This window comes from Pantoea sp. C2G6, assembly GCF_051336815.1.
GTDB lineage: Bacteria > Pseudomonadota > Gammaproteobacteria > Enterobacterales > Enterobacteriaceae > Pantoea.
The window spans coordinates 224,099-247,421 of record NZ_JBGMNJ010000004.1; the positions used below are offsets into that span (position 1 = coordinate 224,099).

The window sequence follows — 23,323 nt, forward strand, 5'->3', positions numbered from 1 at the left end:
TTTCCCTCACCTACTTCATCAACACCTGAAACTGCGGGTTAAACTCATCAAAAATCGGCAACGCGGCTGCGCCCAGTGCGGCTGTATCACTGCCGGTCATGCCAATCTTCAGCCGCATCGCGTTGAGATAGCGTCCGCGCACCGACTGATAGAGCGGCGGCAGACGTTGTACAATCTGCTCCAGCAATGGCGCAGGCATCATCCCGCCAATGATCACCGCTTCAGCGTCGAACACCGACTCAAGAATATTAATCGCCTGGCGCAACGGCGTCAGTACGCTCTCAATCCATTCGGCAAAGCGTGTTGGTTCAATCTGCAACAGATCGTCGGGTAAGGCCCGCATCGGGTCCAGCCCGCAGAATTCATAGGCGGCCTGGAGTGAGACATAGCGCTCAAGGCAGCCCTGATTACCGCAGTAGCAGGCGCGACCGCCTGGCTCCACCACAATGTGTCCGACTTCGCCGGCGTTGTGGGCGTGACCAGTGTAGATATGCCCATCGGTAAAGATGCCCGCGCCGAGGCCGGTGCCGATATAGAGATAGATAAAGGAGTTAAGCTGGCGCGCAATGCCATGAAAACGTTCACCGATCGCCGCAACCGTCGCATCGTTTTCCAGCGTCACCGGCAGGCCGCTGATGGCATGGAGTTCAGCTTCAATATCGACCTGCTCCCAGCCATTCAGGGTCGTCGGTCCAACCGATGAGATCCCCTCCACGCCAAAAGGTCCCGGCATCACCACGCCAATCCCCAGGACTTTCTGCCAGTGGCTGCCCAGGAAAGCGCGCATCTCCGCCAGTACGCTGGCGATGCACGCCAGGGTGGCAGCCGGCTGGGGCTTTTGCACCAGCACGAGGCTGCGGAAATGCACCTCTCCGCTGAGATCGACCAGTACCAGCAGCAGCGTCTGGTGATCCAGATGAATGCCAATCGACCAGGCACTGGTGGGATTAAGCGTGATCGGTATCGAGGGCTGACCGCGTCCGCTGCGGCGCGGCTGGCGGCTGGTCAGTAGTCCGGCCTGCTCCAGTTCCGCCACGATGTTGGAGACGGTCTGTGGCGTCAGCGCCGTCATGCGCGCCAGCTCGGCGCGGGTCAGTTCGCCATGCAGACGAATCGCTTCAATCACCACGCGCCGGTTGTGCGCCCGCGCATGTTCAAGGTTAGTACCCGACGTTTTCATGTTGTTTTCCATTACAGCGGGACCGCCAGTATTGGTGCCCGGAGCGGTCGGAGCAAACAATATCTTTGAGGCGGCACACAATTTTCAGCCATCAGGATAGGCAGTTTTGCCATAAAAGCGCAGTCTGAGTTTCAGCGTTGTTACGGCAATGTTTCAAAGTAATCCCTATTTTGTGGCACGCCGTTTGCTTGTTTCCTCTCAAGTCAGTGCGCGCACTGGCTAAAATTTCGCCCCTGATTAAGTCAATCAAATTGATTTAATTAACCGGCACCCCTGTTGCTGCATAGTGGAGAAGACCATGTCACAGCGTTATACCCCCCAACTGAAAGCCGGTTTTGCCGCCTTACTGATGTTAAGCGCGGGCAGCGCAGCGGCGGCCAGTCAGATCAACGCCCTGTTTATGACCCAGGCGGCCTACAGCGAAAATGACATTCGTGCGATGACGCAGGACTTTCAGAAGCAGCATCCCGATGTCAGCGTCAATCTGGAGTTTGTACCCTACGAAGCACTGCATGACAAGATTGTGGCGGCGCGCGGTGCAGGCGGTAATGGCTACGATGTGGTGCTGTTCGACGCTATCTGGCCAGCTGAGTTCGCCCGTTTTGATCTGCTTCAGGATGTCAGCGCGCGCGTAACGCCTGAAGAGAAGGAGAAGATCTTCCCTGGCGCGATGAACACGGTGATCTACAAAGGCAAGACGCTGGGTATGCCGTGGATACTCGACACCAAATATCTCTATTACAACAAAGCGATGCTGGCAAAAGCGGGCATCAGCACGCCGCCACAGACCTGGCAGCAGGTGCTGGATGACGCGAAAATCATTAAGCAGAAGAATATCGTCAACTATCCGCTGGTCTGGAGCTGGGCACAGGCTGAAGCGCTGGTGTGTGACTACACCACGCTGGTGTCGGGCTTTGGCGGGCAATTCTACCAGAACGGCAAACTTAACTTCTCCAGCCCGGCGTCGCTGAAGGCGCTGAATCTGATGAAGAGCTCGCTGGATGAGGGGCTGAGCAATCCGGCTTCACGCGAATACCTGGAAGAAGATGTGCGCAAATCGTTCTCCAACGGCGATGCCGCTTTCGCGCTGAACTGGACCTACATGTACAACATGGCAAACGATCCGAAGCAGAGTAAAGTGGCCGGGAATGTCGGCATTATGCCCGCCCCTGGCGATGCGCCGGGTAAAGCGGGCGCGGTCAACGGCTCAATGGGGCTGGGGATCACCAAAGGCAGCACCCATCCTGAACAGGCCTGGCAATATATTCAGTACATGACTTCGCAGCCGGTACAGAATCACTATGCGAAGCTCAGCCTGCCGATCTGGAAATCTTCTTACCAGGATGCGGCGGTGAAAAAGGACCAGGAGAGCCTGATTGCCGCCGCGGACCAGTCACTGAATGTGATGCTGTCACGTCCTGAGACCGCCGACTATTCGCGTCTGTCGAACCAGCTTCAGCAGCAGTTGCAGCAGGTGCTGCTTGGTAAAATCCCGGCGCAGGATGCGATGGCGACGGTTGATAAAAGCGCCGCCCGGCTGCGTTAAGGAGTCATGATGCTGAGTTTGCGTCAACGCGAACAGCGTCAGGCATGGGTGCTGCTGGCACCCATGCTGCTGGTGATGCTGCTGCTTACCGCCTGGCCACTGCTGCGCACCATCTGGCTCAGTTTTACCGATGCTGCGCTGATTGGCAGCGGTGAAACGCCTTCCTGGATTGGGCTGGAAAACTATTTTTATGCGCTGAGCGATCCCGATTTCCGGGCGTCGATCTGGCGCACCCTCTATTTCACCCTGGTCTCTGTCACCTTTGAGGGGATTATCGGTGTGCTGGTGGCGCTGCTGCTGAACCAGAAATTTATCGGACGTAATGTGCTGCGGGTGCTGGTCATTTTGCCCTGGGCGCTGCCAACCATCGTTAACGCCATGATGTGGCGGCTGAACTTCAACCCCGATTACGGCAGCATCAACGCCCTGCTGAGTCAGGCCGGCATTATTGAGGGGTATCGCAGCTGGCTGGGGTCGCCCGACTCTGCGCTCAATGCGGTAATGTTCGCCGATATATGGAAAAACTATCCGCTGGTCACGCTGCTGGTACTGGCGGCGCTGCAATCGATCCCTGAAGATCTGTATGAAGCCGCCCGGCTGGATGGCGCCTCCGCCTGGCGGCGTTTCCGGGCTATCACCTTCCCGGCAATTGTCGCGCCGCTTGGCGTCGCGCTGGTGCTGCGCACCATCGATGCCTTTAAGATCTTCGACATCATCTACGTGATGACGCGCGGCGGCCCGGTAGACAGCACCAAAACCCTGAGCTTCTTTGTCTATCAGGAGTCATTCAGTTACCTGCGTGCCGGCAGCGGTGCCGCTTACGCGATCCTGATGACCCTGATGTGTGCCCTGCTGATCACCCTCTATCTGCTGATGTTGTGGCATCAGCGCCGCCGGAGTTCCGCCTATGAAAACTAAACTGCGGCGGGTGCTGCGTTACGGCGCGGCGCTGCTGGTCGCCCTCAGCATTCTGGCTCCGATGGGCTGGCTGTTTCTGATGAGCGTCAGCTCAGCCAGCGATCTGTCACGTGTACCGCTGGAGTGGCTGCCGCGTCAGTGGGATTTCAGCCGCTATCAGGGGCTGGTTTCGCTGGCTCCCAACCAGCCGGGCAATATCTTCCTGCATGCGCTGGGTAACAGCCTGCTGGTGGCCACTGTCGCCACCGCCATTTCGCTGCTGCTGGCGATTCCGGCGGCGTTCAGCTTCTCACGCTACAGTGGGCACGACGCCTGGCTTTCGGGGGCGCTGGCGATCTACATGGTGCCGCCGGTGGCATTTGTGCTGCCGCTCTACTTTCTGTTGCAACAGCTGGGGCTGCTCAACACCCGGCCAGGTCTGGTGATGGTCTACTGCTCGCTGATCCTGCCGTTTCTGACCTGGATGCTGAAAAACCAGTTCGATTCGTTGCCGCGTGATATTGAACAGGCGGCGCGGCTGGATGGCCTGCGCTTCTGGCAGGTGCTGCTGCGTATCACCCTGCCGCTGGCGAAGCCGGTGCTGGGCGCTGCCGCGCTGTTTGGCTGGCTGCTGGCATGGGATGAGTTTTTCTACGCGCTGCTGTTTACCAGCAATATTTCGGCCCAGACCCTGCCGGTCGCCATCGCCGGTTTTACCGCCGGACGCGCGACCGACGACGGGCTGATTGCGGCGATCGGCATTCTGGCTTCGGTGCCGCCACTGTTTATTGCCATCTGGTTGCAGAAGACGCTGGTCAGCGGCCTCACCAGCGGCGGAAGTAAGGGATAACCATGACAACCACAACGCCGTCCACCCTCTACGTGGTGGGTAATATTAATGTCGATTTAATCATGGGTACGCTCAGCGACTGGCCGCAGCGCGGTACGGAAGTGATGCTGCAACACAGCGAACTGCGTCCCGGTGGCTCAGCGGGTAACTGTGCGCTGGCGCTGGAGGCGATGCAGATACCGCATCGGGCCATCGCCAATCAGGGCGATGATGGTTTCAGCCACTGGCTGGCCAGCCACTTTCCCCACAGCGCCGCCCACTGGCCACGCTATCGCTGTGAAACCTCGCTGACGGTGGGGGTGACGCATCCCGATAACGAACGCTCTTTTCTCAGCAACTATGGACACATCACGCTGCTGACCGCGGAAGATGTGCTGGCTCAGCTGCCCGGACAGGCCACGCCGGGCGACATCGTGCTGCTGTGCGGCACCTTTCTCTGCCTGGAACTTTATCACCACTATCCGGCGCTGCTGGCCGCGCTGCAACAGCGCGGCTTTTGCGTCGCCGTGGATACCGGCTGGCCGCCCGCTGGCTGGACCGATGCGGTTCGACTCCAGGTCAGCCAGTGGCTGACGCATTGCGACTGGCTGCTGCTGAACGAGGTGGAGGCGCTGGGTCTGGCTGACGCACAGACGTTAGCGCAGAGCGGCGCACGGCTGGCGAACCAGCTCAGCGGGCGCGGCGGTTGTGTGATTAAGTGCGGCGCAGAGGGGGCGCGTCTCTGGTCCGCCGCCTCGGTGCAGTATGCCGCGGCGCAGCCGGTTACGGTGGTCGATACCATTGGGGCCGGTGACAGTTTTAATGCAGGATTTCTGACCGCACTGCTTCATCGCCACTCCCCGCACACGGCGCTGCGCTGGGGGATTGAAGTCGCCTCGCAGGCGATCAGCAGTTCACCGCGTCGCTATCCCGACTGGCAACAACTCCAACTATCAAACGAGGTGCGCTGATTATGGCCAGTGTTGAACTTGTACAGGTGGCTAAGCGCTACGGTAAACAGAGCGTGCTGCATCCGCTGGATTTAACCATTCCTGACGGCAGTTTTACCGTGCTGGTGGGTCCATCGGGCTGCGGCAAATCGACGCTGCTGCGGCTGCTGGCGGGTCTGGATAGCGTCTCTGACGGGGCGATTATGCTGGATAAAAAGCGCATCAACGATCTCGACCCCGCCGACCGGGATATTGCGATGGTTTTCCAGAGTTATGCGCTCTATCCCCATCTGACGGTTGCCGAGAATCTGGCGTTTCACATGCAGGTGAAAAAGGTGAAGCGCGAAGAGCAGAAAAGCAAGATTGCCCGTATTGCTGGCATTCTCGGCATCGACCAGCTGCTGCAACGCTATCCCCGCGCCTTGTCTGGCGGGCAGCGACAGCGTGTGGCGATGGGACGGGCAATGGTGCGCAACCCGCAGGTGTTTCTGTTTGATGAGCCGCTTTCCAATCTCGATGCGCAGTTACGCATGGAGCTGCGCGCCGAGATTAAGTCTCTGCATCAGCGTTTCAAAACCACAATGGTGTATGTCACCCACGATCAGGTTGAAGCAATGACGCTGGCGGATCAGATTGTGGTAATGAAAGATGGGGTGATTGTGCAGCAGGGCGCACCGCTGGCGATCTACGATCGGCCGGTTAACACCTTTGTGGCACGCTTTATCGGCTCCCCGCCGATGAATCTGCTGGAGGCGCGCTTTCAGCAGCGTGAGGGCATGCCGGGCATACTCTGCGGTCAGCAGTGGCTGCCGTTACCGTCACGCTGGCACCATGCGGCACAGCAGCAGGCTGGCCAGACGGTCACGCTGGGCGTGCGGCCCCACGATCTGATGCGCGATCCCGGCGGGCAACCCGCTACGGTGAACATCGTTGAGATCACCGGTGAATCAACGCTGCTACACCTGGAGTGGCAGGGCTTTGCACTGCATATGCAGCTGGCGGGCCGAAGTGATGCCACGTCGGGCGGGACGCTGCCGATTACCGTTAACCCCGAAAAGATGCACCTGTTTGATGCCAGCAGCGGCGTGCGGCTGACAGAACAGCTATAAAAAATAAACCCACCAGCGGCGGGTTTTTAAGTCGGTGAATCGGCGACGGGCTCAGGGCCCGGTAAAGACGCAGAACATGCCATCCCTGGCCCGTGCGGGCGTCTGCTGCCGGAATGATTCGCCGTCGGTAAAAACGACCTGGACGATCTCTGCGCTTTACGCCAGATGGAACTGCTCCACCGTCTGCGACAGCTGCTGCGCCTGATCTTCCAGCGAGCTGGCCGCGGCGGACATCTGTTGCACCAGCGCGGCGTTCTGCTGCGTCGTGCCATCCATTTCATTAACGGCAATCGTCACCTGCGAGATACCGCGCGCCTGCTCATCCGAGGCAGAGACAATCTCCCCGATAATTCCCTGCACAGAGTTCACCGCCTGCGTCATCTCCTCCATGGTTTTACCGGCGTCGTTGACCAGCCGGACACCGCTTTCGACCCGCATACTCGACTCTTCGATCAGCGCGGCGATCTCCTTCACGGCGTTAGCGCTGCGCTGTGCCAGATTACGCACTTCAGACGCCACCACCGCGAAGCCACGGCCCTGTTCGCCCGCCCGCGCCGCTTCCACCGCCGCATTCAGCGCCAGAATATTGGTCTGGAAGGCGATACTGTTGATCATGGTGGTGATGTCGCCGATCTTTTTCGAACTGTCATCGATCTGCGCCATGGTCTGCACCACCTGCCCCACCAGCGAGGCTCCGCGACTGGCGATATGCGTGGCGTTCTCTGTCAGGGCGGTCGCCTGCTGCGCGTTGTCGGCATTCAGACGGACAGTGGCGCTGATCTGCTCCATGCTGGCTGCGGTCTGCTCCAGCGCGGCGGCCTGCTCTTCCGTGCGTGAAGCCAGGTTAAGGTTGCCGCTGGCAATCTCGCCTGCGCCCTGACGCACCGATTCACTGGCCTCTTTAATCTGTCCGACAATCTGCCGTAGCTGGCTTTGCATGGTTTGCAGGGCGAAGAACAGGCTGCTGCGATCGCCCTGTTTAACCGCAATCGCGTTATCCAGCTTGCCCTCGGCAACCGCCAGCGCAATGCTGGCCGCCTCAATGGGCTCACCACCGATGGGCCGCAGCACTTTGCGGCTGAACAGCATCCCCAGCACCGCCCCGACCAGCAGAATACTCACCACCATCAGGCTGATAGCCCAGGTAAGCTGTCGGTTGGCGGCGGCCATTACCTGACTCACCGGGGCGACCACTCCCAGATACCAGGGTTTATCGCTATTGCCAATCACCACCGGTTGCCAGGTGATTAACGCCTCTTCACCCAGTACCGCGTCAAAATGCTGAACCACCCGTGAAGTAAAGCTGTCGGTTTGCCCTTTCCACGGCTTACCGGCTTCATCCTTAACCGGCGATGAGACCACCTTTCCGCCATTCGAGAGCAGCAAAGCATAGCCGCTGCCGTGCCAGGGTTTGATCTGATTAACTTTCTGTTGCAGTGACGCCAGCGAAATATCAGAAGTGACGACCGCTTTGAGCGTACCCTGCTCGAAAATCACCGCCGCGACCGAGGTCAGCAGCGTCGGGACGCCGTTATAGGCGTAGCTGTAAGGCTCAATCAGGGTATCTTTTTGCGTTTTTTGCGGGATCAGGTAGTAATCCCCATCACCTGGCGTGAGGTAGGAATCTAACGGATGCATAACGTAGTTGCCCGCCGTGTCGCGATCCACAAACCAGGCGTAGCGGCCCTGTGGTGCCTCACCCGGCAATTTGGCAAATTCGGCATCGCGGCCATCAAACGCATTCTGTTCAAATGTCACCGACATCGAGAGGTAGTCAGGGTTAGCGCGCAGCGCATATTCCATGACCTTATCGACCACTTTGCGATCGCTGATAGCGGCGTGCGGCAGGGCGATCACGCTCTGTCCGAGATTATTGGCCACATCGCGTGCATGAGTCAGCTCCTGCTGCACCTGTAGGGCCCGGCTCTGCGCAATCTGTTGCAGATAATTCTCTGCCAGTACCTTCTGTTCTTTTGCTGACTGCCAGCTAAGGACACCGATAGTCACGGTAAATCCCAGCATAATGGTCAAACCACCCATAATCAGCATCTGCGCACGGGTGCTCAATTTTTTCTTATATTTTAACTGACTGGCCATAGTGTTCTCCCCCGGAAATTACCCTCTTCAATTACCGCCTTGTAGTTACGCTGCTCCTGAGATCATCTATCGGCGGCGTTTTTTTGAACTTTAGTTACCTCTCCGTTCAGGGAGAGCAGGAACCCCTGATTAGCACTTATCAGTAACATTGATCGCGAAAGGATTAACACAGCGGTAATGAACTGGCTTTTTTTGATCTAAAACAACACGACCACCCCCTACTCCTGTCAGTTTATGTAAACCGTTGCCGCAGGCCCTTATTGAAGTGGAGAAGTTCAATGATTGGTAAAACAGGATTAACAGCAGGGGTGATTATCTGGCTGGTCTATGTTGCCTGGATTATTCACTACTATTCAGACACCTTTATGGTGTTCTCCCGCTAAGTAAACAGGACCTTCGGGTCCTTTTTTTTGCCCGCCGCATTAGCCTGTGAGCCGATAATCCGCTACTATCGGCTCATTATGTGAGCCGAATACGCACCATTATTCGGCTCATCTCTCTTTCTGTGAGCCGAATATGTATATCGACTGGATCTGGCAACAGGCTGGCTGGCCTGATTTTCACTGGCAGGAGGCGGCACTTCTGCCGCGCCTGCGGCATTTACAACAGCAGCGAGGTCTGCTGCTGGGGCGCGCCAGCCTGCAAAGCGATGATGAGGCGCGGACGCTTGATACCCTGCTCAGCAATATCCTCTCTTCATCAGCCATCGAAGAGGAGAGAGTCAACGTGCAGTCGGTGCGTTCATCGCTGGCGCGCCGGTTAGGCGTTACGGAAGATCAGCCCTATCCGGTGTCCGATCGCTCAGAAGGACTGGCCGCCATGATGCTTGATGCCATCAATAACCGCAGCCAGCCGCTGACGCTGGAGCGTCTGTATCAGTGGCACCGCTGGCTGTTCCCGGCGGATGAATGGACGGTGCAGCGCCTGAGCGTCGGTACGCTGCGCGGCAGCGAGCCGATGCAGGTGATTTCAGGGCGGATCGATCGGCCCACCGTGCACTTTGAAGCGCCGCCGCGCGCCGGGCTGGAATCGCAGCTGGCCGCTTTTATTGAGTGGTTCAACCGCAGCCAGCAGGATGTGATGCTCGACCCGCTGCTGCGCGCCGCCATCTGCCATCTGTGGTTTGTCACCCTGCACCCTTTTGATGATGGCAATGGCCGTATTACCCGCGCACTGACCGATCTGGCGCTGGCGCAGGCTGACAGTCAGAGCATCCGGCTCTATGCGATGTCGCCCGCCATCCTGGCGCAGCGTGCAGACTACTACCGCATTCTGGAGCAGACGCAAAAAGGCGGGCTCGACATCACCGGCTGGCTGGTGTGGTTTCTGGACAGACTGGATGAGAGCCTGCAACAGGCGATCAGCATCATCGATCGCACGCAGATCAAAGCGCGCTTCTGGCTGCGGCATCAGGGGACCGGGCTGAGTCAGGAGCAGATAAAAGTGCTTAACCGGCTGTTAGATGGCGGTGAGCAGGGATTCGAAGCGGGGATCAGCGCCAGCCAGTATCAGAAGGTGGCGAAAGTGAGTAAAGCCACCGCCACCCGCCATCTGGCTGACCTGGTGGAAAAAGGTTGTCTTTACCGGCTGGAAGGCGGCGGCAGAAGCACCCGGTATCAGGTAAACAGCGGGGAAGCGTAACCGCAATCGGTGGGCAACGGCGGAAGATACAGCAACGCCGGAAGGATCGCTTCCGGCGTCAGGTCAATCAGGCTGCTTTAACCGCACGGACTTTCTTCGCGGCAGGCTCTTCCGCCGGTTCATCGCTGCGATCTTCAGCGACGGCTTCAGGCTGCTGCTTCGCCGTGACCGCCGCTTCCGGCAGCTTGCTGGTGCGCAGAATATGCTGAACCGCCTCTTTCTGCTCAGCGATCAGCAGGCCCAGGGTTTCCGCCTGAGACTCCTCCAGCGCGGGTTGATGCTGTAACAGCCAGTCAGTGAAGGCTTCGGCCATATCGAGCATTTTGTCGTAGGCATCCGCCTCTTTCTTATTGGCAAACGTCATCTTCTCTTCACCCTTTCTGACTACTACAAATTTTGTTTCAACAGCCATCTTTTCGCCCTCAGGTACTGTGTATACATACAGTATATCATGCCGGTTATGCTTTGCCAGCAGAGATTGGAGTTTATCCATTCTGTGCGGAGTAACCTTATCCGGGCGCAGGCTTTTTTATTTTTCTGCTTCGTCGCGGGTGAGCGGATCAGACCAGCAGTTCTTCCAGAAAAGTCGCCAGCGCTTTACGCGGATCGTCCTCTTCCGAGACGATGACCTCGATCCCCCACTGTCCCAGCACCTCTTTTGCCACCGGGTTATTGCGATTGGTGAACAGGTACGATTTTGGCCGGGCAGTGGCCAGTCCGGTACGGCTCCACATTTTGGTCAGGCGATAAAACAGCAGACGAATGTTGAAATCGCTGATGCTGTAGCCGACAAACAGCACTGAATTGCCCATCACGTCATGGGTCAGTTTGATGTCGAGCGGCGAGTCGAAATAGAGGCGTTCAAAGTAGCTGCTCTCATCGAGCACGATAGAGGTGTCATCATCGAAGTCACCGTGCAGCTTGATGATATGGCGCTTGTCTTCCGTCAGCGAGACCAGATCGGCGGCGTTCGCCACTTTGTAATAGGGCACGCCATGCGCGTCGTGCGCCGCTTCCAGCCAGCGATCGTAGTTAGTGGTGTAGATACGCGAGAAGTTACCCTGGGTGATCATGGTATGAATTTCAGAGGTACGGACATCAATATCGGGGCGATGCCATTCACGATCCATCCAGCTGCGCAGCGGGCCCAGCGAGCCTTTTTTCTGTTTGTAATACTCCGCCAGCGAGAGATGCGTACCGTAGGTGTTGAAAATTTTCGGATCGTAGCCCAGCTCGTGAGCGAGATGGGCAATCAGTTCATGCCACTCAGGTAAGCCAAAATTGCGTGAAATCCCGGCTCCGGCAAACAGAATTAGTTTGCCGGAATCATAGGCGCGTTTAAGTTCAGGTTTCATGCCACTCCCCGTGCGGTCTTTAAAAAGGTGGCGAAGCGATCAAGCGCAATACGCCGCATCGAGATCTCGTTCTTGAGTTCACCCATCTCTGCGAATGTCTGCTCATACCCTTCCGGGATAAACACGCAATCCCACTGAAAACCGCGCGTACCGGCCGGTTTTGCCGCAATGGTGCCGCGCAGCTCACCTGAGAACTGGTACATTTTGCGACCATCACAGTAGCCGAGCACCGTTTTGGCTGTGACAGCCTGGCTGTCGAGCCCCTGCACCAGCGCGGTAAAGCGCTCGGCATCCAGCCGGTTCCAGAAGATACGGGTCAGCCCCGCGGGCAAACCGTTCAGGCCATCCAGATAAAGGCCGGTATGCTCCACAAACAGCGGCCGTCCAATCAGCGAAAAGGCTTTGGTCAGTTTGTCGCGCACCAGGTCAAGCTCGTTTTCAGTCTGAATCTCTTCGATGCGACGGGCGATAGGCAGTACTTCGACCCCTACGGGTTCAAGTATTTTGCGTACCTCCGCCAGTTTTTGCTCATTGGCAGAAAGGAATCTGATTTTCATGGGGCTTCCAGTTTAATGACTCCGCCACGTAGTGAGGTTTTAACGGCAACAGGCGGGCAGGATAAAGCACTAACGCTGGAGAGTGTAGTCCAATTCCGTCTTCAGCAGGCGGCCTGCGGATGGGAATAGCCCTGTCGTCGCTGACGTCAGCATGACATCGTAAAGGCCACAGCTGGATCGGGCGTTACAGTGCTGGCTCAGCCGCTTAACCTGCCCGCTCGCCCGACGACGGGCCGGGAGACAGGGACATTAACAAAACCCTGTCAGCGGATGATTATTCCATTTGGCGCGGGCTGAGCGTGGCTTTCTTTCTTACTGAACAGCAAACAATACCAGACACAATCAGTAGCAGCGTAATCAGGTGATAGCTTTTTAGCTCGTTGTCCAGGAAAACGATGCCCATAAGCCCTCCCGAAACCGGAATAAGATGGGTATAAATTTCACTGCGGGTCGTACCTATCATGGAAACCCCTTTATTCCAGAAGACGTATGAAAGCCAGGAAGGGAAGATAATCAGGTAGAGAATGCCAGCAATAACCGATGGCGAAACCGAATAGATCATACCCCGGTATTCCGGTGAAAAGGCGACGTGCAGACCGAACATGGGTACCAGAATCAGCGTGCCAGTCAGAGAGCTGAAAGCGACGAAGGAGGTATTTTTCACCGTGCTGTTTTTGAGGCGTAAAAACGCGCAGTAAAAAGCCCAGCTCAGCGCAGAAACTATGGTCAGGAGATCACCCCAGCCAAATGTCTGTAGAGAGTTGCTTCCGGCCGCACTGGAAAAAGCCAGATAGAGAACCCCTGCCGTGCTGGCTATAACCCCAATAATATTTCGTGAGGATATTTTTTCTCTGAAGATAAAATGGTTAATCAGCAGCACCAGGCATGGTGTGCTGGAGATATAGATAGCAGCATTCAGTGAGGTGGTGTACTGAAGCCCGATATATAAGGTTAATGGAAAACTCACCTGACCTAACAATGACAATAAGGTATTGATACCGATATTTTTTCGCATAGCCGGGAAATCAAGCCAAAACCGCCGCCAGTATAACGACAGCATCAGCAGGGTCGTCCCTCCCCAGCGGATAAGGCTCAGGCCGTAAGGATCGACATACTGAACCAGGATATGCCCGACAACATAATTACCGCCCCAGAAAATTGCTGCCAGAGCCAGCAGTAAATAGGCCACACATCACCTCTTTTTACATAAAAAGGCCCGGAGAAGGTCTCCGGGCTACTTGCCTGGTTTCTGGATAAGAGACTCTATAAGCAATGGGTACAGAGGAAAAAGAGGGTAGCATCGCTTATAACGGGTTAAACCATGTTCTTACCCGCAGGCCGGAAACAGAATAAGAGCGTTATGCGCGTTTTTATGTGATACATATCACGCAGTAGTGTCACTATTCTATCGACACCTGGTTTTATTCTGTCAACCCGATCTCATTAAGAAAAATGAAATGTATTAATATTGTTTGGTGAATGTGTTTTTTATGTTTACAGCCTCTTTGAGAGTTAAAGGATAAAGGCACGCTGATTATTTAACTTCATAATTAACAGAGTAAAAATATGCATTATTGCGCGGGAATATATTTACAATATCAATTAATTCTCAGGCGTAATAACCTACCCCTGTGAGGAGAATGTTGAAAAGAGCACCGCGATAATAACAGCAGCGGTGCCTTTGATAATGCGTTAAGAGACAAACTTACTGGCAAACCATCGAAGCCGTTATTTCAGTAACTTCCCCATTAAATCCCTGAACATCGGCACATCCCTGCTGAAGGAAAACAGGGGATTAATCGCCTTACGGGCAATCAGGCCATCCATGAAAGCAAACAGGACAATAGTGATTTCTTCAGGATTAATCTCCTGCCGGAACTCCCCTGCGGTTATGCCGTTCTCTATCATCCTGGCAAGACTCTGTCGCATGATCTTATCACTGCTGATAAACGCCTGTTGCAGCTCCAGGTTGCGGGCTGACTCAGCCATTATCTCAACCCAGAGGTGATGCGTCACCGGATAACCCACATCGCTGATACAGGACGCTACCTGCTCGCAAACACGATCAAAACAGGAGCCGCTATAGGGTTGTTCATGCGCTGCCAACGCTGAATGTTGCTCTTCCTGCACGATAGCCCGTATCAAGTCATCTTTGCTTTTGAAGTAGGTATACATTGCTCCCTGGCTGATACCGGCACGGGTGGAAATTTCGCGCACGCTGGTTGCACTAAAGCCCTTTTCTGCAAAACAGGCAGCGGCGGCGGTGATCAGCTTATGGTAAGTTTCAGTGTCCTTTAACATGACGGCCTTAAGTTATGGATCTCTACCGGAACTTTACCGCGCTTTAACGCCAGCGACCAGCCAGGCGACAACCGGTGTGGTTACGTCATCAGCGGCAACGCGCTGAGCAGGTTCTTCAGATTCAGCATATCCCAGGGTAGATGCTCAGCCACCGTAAGGCCAACCGCTTCTGTTTTAGCGGTCGTCTGATTAATCAGTCTGAGCACCTCCTCAATGGTCAACCTCCCTTCGGCTACGTCTCCGAAGTCATGCTCGCCTCTGCCTGGCCGGGCAAAAAGCACAGAACGGAACAACGTCGGGTCCAGAACATCCAGATCAAGATGGATAGCCAGATATTCGATGTTCTCCCGGGCAATCCATTCAGTAATCTCACTTGCGTCATTTTTCAACTGTTCGGGGGTTAAGGTAGCAATTTGATGGCTGGAGAGATAATCCGCTTCATAGGTGAGCGGGGAGTGAATGCCCGCTATCATCACCTTTGACGGGGAGAGTTTGTATGGTACATGTTCCACTAAATCCTGGTCTCCCTCCCCCATTAAGGCGCTAAGCACATGGGCATGCGCATCGGGATGCTGCGCGGCAGTTTGTACATCAGGATGAGCGTCAATCCAAAGCACGCCCAGCTTATCCCGGTATTTCTGCAACAGATGCGCAAAGGGCGCCAGAGAAACCAGACAGTCACCGCCTAACACCACCAGTGCGTCAGGATCATGACTGGCAATCAGTGCCCCGGCCTCCTTCAGCTGGCTGATAAGCTGAGGCTTACCGGTAATGCCCTCCACTTCCGTCAGCGGATCAGGGCCAGGCAAAGAGACGGGAACCTGCTCCACTGGCCCTGTTGCTTCCGGTGCGAGGAAGGAGAGCAGAAGAGAGCCGAGGTGATAAGGTGGGTTATCTCCGCCCTGCCACTGAGGGAATATAAGCCGAAGTGTTTTCATGGTCATTTGCTGCCTGTCAGAGTTGTGATAGAGCGGGATCTGCCCCTGTACGGTCCTGCTTCGCATACGCTAAAGCATAACCTGAATAATCAGAGCACCACCCATAATGAATGATCGTTCATTCATTATGGGTGGCATCGGTTACTGACGCAAGCGGGAGTGCCAGATAAAGGCCAATCGCGATTAATGAATGAAATTAATAAGCCCTAGCTAATTACCCTATCTAATCAAATAAATCATCCGACGCTATGCTGAGGCGACATAACCGCTGAAGGAGAGCGTCATGCAAAAAGTAAAACTCAACAATGGGATTGAAATGCCCCTGCTGGGCTTCGGTGTCTACCAGATGACGGATAGCGCCGGATGCGAAAAAGCGGTGCTTGATGCGATTGAAACCGGCTATCGCCTGATCGATACCGCGGCCTCCTACCAGAATGAAACAGAAGTAGGCAACGCCCTGAAACAGAGTGGTATTGCCCGTGACGAACTGTTTATCACCACCAAACTCTGGTTGCAGGATGCGCACTACGAGGGCGCGAAAGCGCAGTTCGAACGATCGCTGAACCGGCTCCAGCTGGATTACGTTGATCTCTACCTGATCCACCAGCCCTACGGCGATGTTCACGGTGCCTGGCGTGCCATGGAGGAACTTCAGCAGGCCGGAAAAATTCGCGCCATTGGCGTCAGCAATTTCCAGCCTGACAGAGTGGCCGATCTGCTTGCCTTTAATACCATCGCGCCGGCGGTGAACCAGATTGAAGTCAATCCCTTTAACCAGCAGCTGCACGCCGCGCCGTGGCTGCAAAGCCGGGGCATCCAGCCGGAAGCGTGGGCGCCGTTTGCTGAGGGCAGACAGGGTCTGTTTGAGCATCCGGTGTTAACGACGATCGGCCTCAGATACGGCAAAAGCGTGGGTCAGGCTGTGCTGCGATGGATCTTCCAGCGCGGCATCGTGTCACTGGCAAAAACCGTGCGCAGGCAACGGATGGAAGAGAACATCGATATTCTGGACTTTGAACTGAGTGCGGAAGATATGTTGCAGATCACCGCCCTGGATACCGCTACCAGCGCATTTTTCAGCCATCGCGATCCGGCGATGGTCGAGTGGCTCACTGGCCGCAAAATGGACATTTAACCCACCACAGAGAGGTATTTTCTGCATGCAAAAACGTTATCTGGGAAAATCGGGGCTTGAAGTCTCCGCTATCGGGCTGGGTTGTATGGGGCTGAGCCACGGTTATGGCCCGGCGACCGATACTCAGCAGGCGATTGAGCTGATCCGCGCGGCTGCGGAGCAGGGTGTCACCTTTTTCGACACGGCTGAAGTCTATGGCCCCTATCTGAATGAAGAGGTGGTCGGCAAAGCGTTGCAACCCCTGCGCGACCGGGTGGTCATCGCCACCAAATTTGGCTTTACCTTCGGCGACGACAACCAGCAGCAGATTTTAAACAGCCGCCCGGAGCATATTCGTCAGGCGGTGGAAGGCTCGCTGCGACGTCTGAAAACCGATGTCATCGATCTGCTCTATCAGCACCGGGTCGATCCAGAGGTGCCGATTGAAGATGTCGCAGGCACAGTGAAAGATCTGATCGCCGAAGGCAAGGTTAAACATTTCGGCCTTTCCGAAGCGGGTACGCAAACCATTCGTCGTGCCCATGCGGTGCAGCCGGTGACGGCGCTGCAAAGCGAATACTCCATGTGGTGGCGCGAACCTGAACAGGAAATTCTGCCCTTACTGGAGGAGCTGGGCATTGGTTTTGTCCCCTTCAGTCCACTTGGCAAAGGGTTTCTGACCGGCGCTATCACGGCTGGAACCGTGTTCGGTAACGATGACTTCCGCAGCAAAGTGCCCCGTTTCGCGGCGCAGGCAATTGAAGCCAATGAAAAGCTGGTCGCTTTACTGGGGCAACTGGCGGCGGAAAAAGGGGTTACGCCCGCGCAAATCGCCCTGGCATGGTTGCTGGCTCGGAAACCCTGGATTGTTCCAATCCCAGGCACCATCCGCCTGCACCGGCTGAAGGAAAACCTGGGTGCCGCTGAAATTAAGCTTTCTCAGCATGATTTACGGCAAATTACCGAGGCAATCGACACGATAGAGATCGTGGGTGCGCGTTATTCGCCGGAACATCAGGCGCGCGTCGGCCGTTAACCCGCCAACGGATCGGTAACGCAGTTGCCGATCCGTGGCAAAAACAGCTCAAATCACGCTTAGTCCCGAACTCACCGCCGCAGTGCGATGGGGCTGACGTCGGTTACAGCGCCCGTTACCTGACTTTCCTCTACACAAAAAGCAGATCGATTCCTGCCCTGCTATACCCACTGCGCAACTACCTCACCCCTCCGCTGCTGACAAACCCCGTCCCGAAAAAACGTGATCACAATCACACTTTCGACATTAGACATGCTTATGCAACGCTTTTAACAACAAATCATTTGAATGATAATGATTAACATTTACAATCGCATCTTATTATAACAGCGTGCCATAAAGGCATGAACCCACAAATTATATGCGGGATTTCGATTTTTTAAGGTGAAAGCGCTTAGCCATTCGCTGGCCGGGGTTTTCGTCTGTTCAGGTTACTTAATGTGTACTGGAGTTTTTGAGCGGATTTCCAACTCTGCCGATCCTGCATCGGCAGCGTCTTTGGTTTTAAGCACAGGAACTGAATATGCTTTTACGCTCATCCACTCAACCGGCGCGCCCTATCGCGCCTGTCCCGAACGCCTGCGATGCTGAAACGGCGATCTTTAACGATCGCCAGCTGGCGGCCTGGTCGCAGCAGACTCAGGCGGTGCTGGCCCTGATAACCCGCACCGTCAACGGGGTTGAGAAACCGTTCAGCGGTATTCTGCCCCATGAGCTTGCTGGCCAGTTCAAAGATGTCGATCTCGATCGACCGCTGGGCGATAACGACGCCGCCCTGGCGGAGTTAAGTCAGCTCTACCTGCGTGACGCCGTCTGGTTCCATCATCCGAAATATCTGGCCCACCTCAACTGTCCGGTGGTGCTGCCCTCGCTGATGGCCGAGCAGGTAATGGCGGCGGTAAACAGTTCCGTCGACACCTGGGATCAGAGCGCCGGTGGCACGCTGATTGAGCAGAAGGTGATTGACTGGACGCTGGGCCGTATCGGTCTGCCAGCCGGTTCAGATGGGATCTTCACCAGCGGCGGCACCCAATCCAACCTGATGGCGATGCTGCTGGCGCGCGATAGCTGGTGTGCGGCGCATCATCCGGGGCACCTGATTAAACAGCGCGGCCTGCCGGAGAGCGCCCCGAAATGGCGGGTGTTCACCTCAAAACTCAGCCATTTCAGCATCCAGAAATCGATGGCGATTTTAGGGCTGGGCTATGACGCGGTAATTGCCATCGATCATGATGAAGATTACCGCATGGATGTGCAGCAGCTGGCGCAGGAGATTGCGCGCTGCCGTGATGAGGGGCTGATCCCGATCGCGGTGGTCGCCACCAGCGGCACTACCGACTTTGGCAGTATCGATCCGCTGCCAGCCATCGCCCGACTCTGTGACGACTACGGGCTGTGGATGCACGTCGACGCCGCCTATGGCTGCGGGCTGCTGGTCTCTGAACAGCATCGCGACCGCCTCAACGGTATTGAGCTGGCCGATTCGGTGACGGTCGATTACCACAAATCTTTCTTCCAGACCGTCAGCTGCGGCGCCTTTTTCGTGCGTGACAGCCAGAATCTCCGGCATGTCACGCACCATGCGGATTACCTGAATCCGCTCAGCGCCCAGCAGGAGGGCACGCCCAATCTGGTTAATAAAAGCATTCAGACCACCCGCCGTTTCGACGCGCTGAAGATGTGGCTGACGCTGCGGATCATGGGTCCGGCCGCGCTGGGCGACGCTTTCGATAGCCTGTTGCAGCTGACCCAGACCGCCCACCAGCTGTTAAGCGCCCATCCGTCGATCGAGGTGCTGCACGCGCCGGAACTGACCACCCAGATTTTCCGTTATGTACCGGGCAAAAACGCCAGCGAGGCGCAGTGTGATGAGATCAACGCCGCGATCCGCAAAGCGCTGTTCCGCTCCGGTAATGCCGTGATTGCCGGTACCAGAGTCGATGGCCGCCAGTATCTGAAATTTACCCTGTTAAATCCCACCACCACCGCCGCCGATCTTGAAGAGGTCATCGGGCTGATTGCGCATTATGGCCGCGAGCAGGTCCGGGCCTCTGCGCTGAGCGCGGCGAAGCAGTGAGGACGCTGAAATGACGAATCCTGTTTACGATTTTATTGGCATCGGCATTGGCCCGTTCAACCTGAGCCTGGCCTGCCTGAGTGAGCCGGTTGAGGGGCTGAATGGTCTGTTTCTGGATGAGAATCCGGGATTTGACTGGCACACCGGCATGATGCTGGATAACGCCCATTTGCAGACGCCGTTTATGGCTGACCTGGTGACGCTGGCCGATCCCACCAGTCCCTACAGCCTGCTTAACTACATGAAGCAGAAGGGCAAAATCTACTCTTTTTATATCCGGGAAGACTTCTTCCTGATGCGCAAAGAGTATAACCACTACTGCCAGTGGGCCAGTTCGCGCCTCTCTAATCTGCGCTGGAACAGCCACGTCGATGATGTCAGCTACGATGAGGCGTCCGGGGTCTATCGTGTGCAGGTGACTGACACCGTCAGCCATCAGCCGCGAACTTACCTCGCGCGCCATCTGATCCTCGGCACCGGTCCCACCGCCTGGATGCCGGCGTGCAGCCAGCCGCACCGGCAGCGCCTGACCCACTCCAGCCACTATCTGGTGAACAAAGCGGAGTTGCAGCAGAAGCGTTCCATCACCGTGCTCGGCAGCGGCCAGAGCGCGGCGGAGATTTACTACGACCTGCTGACCGACATCGATCGCTTTGGCTATCAGCTCAACTGGATCACCCGCGCACCGCGTTTCTATCCGCTGGAGTACACCAAACTGACGCTGGAGATGACCTCGCCGGAGTGGGTCGACTATTTCCACGCCCTGCCCGCCACCACCCGCGATGAGCTGAACGCAAAACACAAAAATCTCTATAAGGGGATCAACAGCAGCCTGATCAACGAGATTTACGATCTGATGTATGTCAAACAGCTCGACGGAGAGCTGGACGTTAACCTCTTTACCCACTCTGCTCTGACCGCGATGCGCTGGCTGCCGGAGGGGAAATTCGAACTCACGCTGCATCAGGAGGAGCAGGATTGCACCTTTACCCGCTATACCGAAGGGCTGGTGATGGCGACCGGCTACCACTATCGCCCGCCGATGTTCCTGGAGGGCATCACCCAGCGACTGCGCTGGGATGAGAAAGGGCGTTACGACGTTCAGCGTAACTACAGCATCGACTACCACAATCAGATCTTCGTCCAGAACGCGGAGCTGCATACCCACGGCTTTGTCACGCCCGATCTCGGCATGGCCTGCTACCGCAACTCGGTGCTGTTACGCGAACTGACCGGACGGGAGATCTACCCCATCGAGCGGCAGATCGCCTTCCAGACCTTCCCGGCTAAATCGGAGCGCTGAGATGAATTCACCAACACCAACGCTGTTCAGCGCCACCCGTCCGGCGGGGCTGTTTACCCTCAGAGCGATGCGCCCCGAGGATGCGCCACTGATCCACAGCTGGGTCACGCGCGATTACGCCCGCTTCTGGGGAATGCAGCAGCAGAGTCTGAGTCAGGTGGCTGACTTTTATCAGACGCTGACCGCCGCCGATCCGCACGCGGCGCTGATTGGCTGCTGCGACGGGCAGCCGATCTGCCTGATTGAGTGCTATCGCGCCTGTAACGATGAGGTCGGCAAATTTTACCCTGCCGCACCGGATGACTACGGCATGCACATTCTGATTGCGCCCGCCAGTCAGCCGATCCGGGCCTTCAGCTGGCAGGTCTTTACCCTGGTGATGGACTACCTGTTCAGTCGGCCAGAGGTGCGCCGCGTGGTGGTCGAGCCGGATGTGCGCAACGACAAAATCCACCGGCTGAATAAACGCGCCGGTTTCCGTTATCAGCACACCATCGACATGGGCCATAAAACCGCCTGGCTGGCCTTCTGCCAGCGGGAAGATTATCAACATGCGTTATTGCAGGAGTCGCAGACTATGAACACCCCTTCTTCACTGCTGGACGGCACGCATCTGACGGGCGACCACTGGGCGCAGGCTAACCGTCTGCTGATCCGCAAAGCCCTCGCCGAGTTCTCGCACGAAAAAATCATCACTCCGCAGCAGAGTGACGACGGCAGCTACCGGCTGGCGGTGCCGGGCGGTGAGGCGAGCTATCACTTCCGGGCGACGCGGCTGGCGCTGGATCACTGGGACATTGATGTTGCCTCACTGCACAAGCAGGAGAACGGACACGCGCTGCCGCTGGATGCGTTGCAGTTTATCGTCGAATTCAAAGCAGAGATCGGCATCCCTCAGACGCTGCTGGCAACTTACATGGAGGAGATCAGCAGCACCCTCTGTAGCAGCGTCTACAAGCTACAGAAGAACAATCCCGACAGTCAGGCGCTGGTGTCAGCTGATTTTCAGACGGTGGAAGCGGCGATGACCGAGGGGCATCCCTGCTTTGTCGCCAATAACGGGCGCATCGGCTTTGACGCGCGTGACTATCTGGCTTACGCCCCGGAAGCCGCCAACCCGGTCCACCTCGGCTGGGTAGCGGTTCACCGCCGCAATGCGCATTTCTCCAGCCTCAGCGATCTCAGCTATGAACAGCTGATGCGCGATGAGCTGGGTGAGGCGACACTGGAGCAGTTCCATACCCAGTTGCTCGGTAAAGGGCTGGCGGTCGGGGACTATATCCTGATGCCGGTCCATCCGTGGCAGTGGCAGAACAAGCTGCTGACGGTGTTCGCGGCGGATATTGCCAGTCACAATATTGTCTGGCTGGGCTTTGGGGGGGATGCCTATCAGGCGCAGCAGTCTATCCGCACCTTCTTCAACCGCAGCCAGCCCTCAAAGCGCTATGTGAAAACCGCCCTGTCGGTGCTGAACATGGGCTTTATGCGCGGCCTGTCGCCCTACTATATGGCGACCACTCCCGCGATAAACCAGTGGCTGGCGCAGCTGGTGGCCGGAGATGCGTGGCTGAAGCGCTGCGATTTCCGCATCCTGCGTGAGGTGGCCGCGGTCGGCTATCACAACCGCTACTATGAACAGGCGATCAGCGGCGACTCCGCCTATAAAAAGATGTTTGCCGCGCTGTGGCGCGATAATCCTGCGGCCAGCCTGCAACCGGGCCAGCGGCTGATGACCATGGCGTCCTTCCTGCATGTCGATCACCATCAGCAGGCGCTGCTGCCCGCGCTGATCGCCGACTCTGGCCTGTCGGCGAAACAGTGGGTAGAGCGCTATCTGGAGTGCTATCTCAGTCCGCTGCTGCACTGTTTCTATCTGCATGACCTGGTGTTTATGCCGCACGGGGAGAACCTGATCATGCTGCTGGAGAATAACGTGCCGGTCAGCGCTTTTATGAAAGATATTGGCGAAGAGATCGCGGTGATGGACCCGGACGCGGTGCTGCCGGAAGGGGTGCAGCGGCTGGCGGTGGATGTGCCGGAAAACCTCAAGCTGCTGTCGATCTTTACCGATGTGTTTGACTGTATCTTCCGCTTTATCAGCGCGATTCTGCACCATTCAGAAACGCTGCCGGAAGAGGAGTTCTGGCAGTCGGTGGCGCAGTGCGTGAAAAGCTACCAGCAGGCGCATCCGCAGTTAGCGGATAAGTTCGCTCGCTATGACATTTTCGCGCCGACCTTTACCCGCTCCTGTCTGAACCGGCTGCAACTGGCGAATAATCAGCAGATGATCAATCTTGCCGATCCCGCCGAAAACCTGAAGTTCGCCGGGACGCTGGACAACCCAATCGCCCGCTGGCGCTAGCCTTGGCTGTTTGTGATGCGGTCGCTGCGGC

Annotated in this window: 19 protein-coding genes; 11 read left to right on the top strand and 8 right to left on the bottom strand. The window is 56.5% G+C overall.

Annotated elements, in window-relative coordinates:
• Positions 1–10 precede the first annotated feature (10 nt).
• A complete protein-coding gene (locus ACCW71_RS08455; protein ID WP_436370739.1) occupies positions 11–1,180 on the bottom strand; it encodes an ROK family transcriptional regulator in 1,170 nt (389 codons plus the stop codon).
• A gap of 298 nt (positions 1,181–1,478) precedes the next feature.
• Between ACCW71_RS08455 and ACCW71_RS08460 the strand changes: the two genes are divergently transcribed.
• From ACCW71_RS08460 to ACCW71_RS08480, 5 genes are read left to right on the top strand one after another with little or no spacing between them, the layout of a single operon-like run.
• Positions 1,479–2,726, top strand: coding sequence for an extracellular solute-binding protein (locus ACCW71_RS08460; protein ID WP_436370740.1), 1,248 nt, complete (start codon positions 1,479–1,481; stop codon positions 2,724–2,726).
• A 9-nt stretch (positions 2,727–2,735) separates the two neighbouring features.
• Positions 2,736–3,644: a carbohydrate ABC transporter permease gene (locus ACCW71_RS08465; protein WP_436370741.1), complete on the top strand. Its 909-nt coding sequence runs from the start codon at positions 2,736–2,738 to the stop codon at positions 3,642–3,644.
• Positions 3,634–4,473: a carbohydrate ABC transporter permease gene (locus ACCW71_RS08470; protein WP_436370742.1), complete on the top strand. Its 840-nt coding sequence runs from the start codon at positions 3,634–3,636 to the stop codon at positions 4,471–4,473. Before ACCW71_RS08465 ends, ACCW71_RS08470 begins: the two co-directional genes overlap by 11 nt.
• Before the next feature lie 2 nt (positions 4,474–4,475).
• The gene (locus ACCW71_RS08475; protein WP_436370743.1) at positions 4,476–5,423 is read left to right on the top strand and encodes a carbohydrate kinase family protein; all 948 of its coding nucleotides are present in this window, start codon (positions 4,476–4,478) and stop codon (positions 5,421–5,423) included.
• A gap of 2 nt (positions 5,424–5,425) precedes the next feature.
• Positions 5,426–6,511 (top strand): ABC transporter ATP-binding protein, encoded by a 1,086-nt coding sequence (locus ACCW71_RS08480; RefSeq protein WP_436370744.1) that lies wholly within the window; start codon positions 5,426–5,428, stop codon positions 6,509–6,511.
• A gap of 156 nt (positions 6,512–6,667) precedes the next feature.
• Here the strand turns inward: ACCW71_RS08480 and ACCW71_RS08485 are convergent, their stop codons facing one another.
• Entirely contained in the window at positions 6,668–8,608 is a 1,941-nt protein-coding gene (locus ACCW71_RS08485; protein WP_436370745.1) for a methyl-accepting chemotaxis protein, read from the bottom strand.
• A gap of 516 nt (positions 8,609–9,124) precedes the next feature.
• Between ACCW71_RS08485 and ACCW71_RS08490 the strand changes: the two genes are divergently transcribed.
• Positions 9,125–10,249 (top strand): Fic family protein, encoded by a 1,125-nt coding sequence (locus ACCW71_RS08490; RefSeq protein WP_436370746.1) that lies wholly within the window; start codon positions 9,125–9,127, stop codon positions 10,247–10,249.
• A 67-nt stretch (positions 10,250–10,316) separates the two neighbouring features.
• On the opposite strand, the gene ACCW71_RS08495 is transcribed toward ACCW71_RS08490, so the two are convergent.
• From ACCW71_RS08495 to ACCW71_RS08520, 6 genes are all read right to left on the bottom strand, one after another.
• Positions 10,317–10,661, bottom strand: a complete 345-nt coding sequence (locus ACCW71_RS08495) for a YebG family protein (RefSeq protein WP_436370747.1) — start codon at positions 10,659–10,661, stop codon at positions 10,317–10,319.
• 148 nt (positions 10,662–10,809) lie between these two features.
• Complete coding sequence (locus ACCW71_RS08500; protein ID WP_436370748.1) at positions 10,810–11,604, bottom strand: SIR2 family protein; 795 nt, start codon at positions 11,602–11,604, stop codon at positions 10,810–10,812.
• On the bottom strand, positions 11,601–12,161 hold the full coding sequence (locus tag ACCW71_RS08505; protein ID WP_436370749.1) for a non-canonical purine NTP pyrophosphatase: 561 nt from the start codon (positions 12,159–12,161) through the stop codon (positions 11,601–11,603). Before ACCW71_RS08505 ends, ACCW71_RS08500 begins: the two co-directional genes overlap by 4 nt.
• A gap of 274 nt (positions 12,162–12,435) precedes the next feature.
• Positions 12,436–13,350, bottom strand: coding sequence for a DMT family transporter (locus ACCW71_RS08510; RefSeq protein WP_436370750.1), 915 nt, complete (start codon positions 13,348–13,350; stop codon positions 12,436–12,438).
• Between the two features lie 539 nt (positions 13,351–13,889).
• A complete protein-coding gene (locus ACCW71_RS08515; RefSeq protein WP_436370751.1) occupies positions 13,890–14,462 on the bottom strand; it encodes a TetR/AcrR family transcriptional regulator in 573 nt (190 codons plus the stop codon).
• Positions 14,463–14,542: 80 nt separating this feature from the next.
• Complete coding sequence (locus ACCW71_RS08520; protein WP_436370752.1) at positions 14,543–15,406, bottom strand: arginase family protein; 864 nt, start codon at positions 15,404–15,406, stop codon at positions 14,543–14,545.
• A gap of 277 nt (positions 15,407–15,683) precedes the next feature.
• On the opposite strand from ACCW71_RS08520, the gene ACCW71_RS08525 reads away from it, so the two are divergent.
• From ACCW71_RS08525 to ACCW71_RS08545, 5 genes are all read left to right on the top strand, one after another.
• On the top strand, positions 15,684–16,535 hold the full coding sequence (locus tag ACCW71_RS08525) for an aldo/keto reductase (RefSeq protein WP_436370753.1): 852 nt from the start codon (positions 15,684–15,686) through the stop codon (positions 16,533–16,535).
• Positions 16,536–16,560: 25 nt separating this feature from the next.
• Positions 16,561–17,550: an aldo/keto reductase gene (locus tag ACCW71_RS08530; protein WP_436370754.1), complete on the top strand. Its 990-nt coding sequence runs from the start codon at positions 16,561–16,563 to the stop codon at positions 17,548–17,550.
• Between the two features lie 523 nt (positions 17,551–18,073).
• The gene (locus tag ACCW71_RS08535; RefSeq protein WP_436370755.1) at positions 18,074–19,627 is read left to right on the top strand and encodes a pyridoxal phosphate-dependent decarboxylase family protein; all 1,554 of its coding nucleotides are present in this window, start codon (positions 18,074–18,076) and stop codon (positions 19,625–19,627) included.
• 10 nt (positions 19,628–19,637) lie between these two features.
• Complete coding sequence (locus ACCW71_RS08540) at positions 19,638–20,930, top strand: lysine N(6)-hydroxylase/L-ornithine N(5)-oxygenase family protein (protein WP_436370756.1); 1,293 nt, start codon at positions 19,638–19,640, stop codon at positions 20,928–20,930.
• 1 nt (position 20,931) lies between these two features.
• Positions 20,932–23,292 carry a GNAT family N-acetyltransferase gene (locus ACCW71_RS08545; RefSeq protein ID WP_436370757.1) on the top strand — a complete coding sequence of 787 codons (2,361 nt, stop codon included), beginning with the start codon at positions 20,932–20,934 and terminating at the stop codon, positions 23,290–23,292.
• Positions 23,293–23,323: the final 31 nt, after the last annotated feature.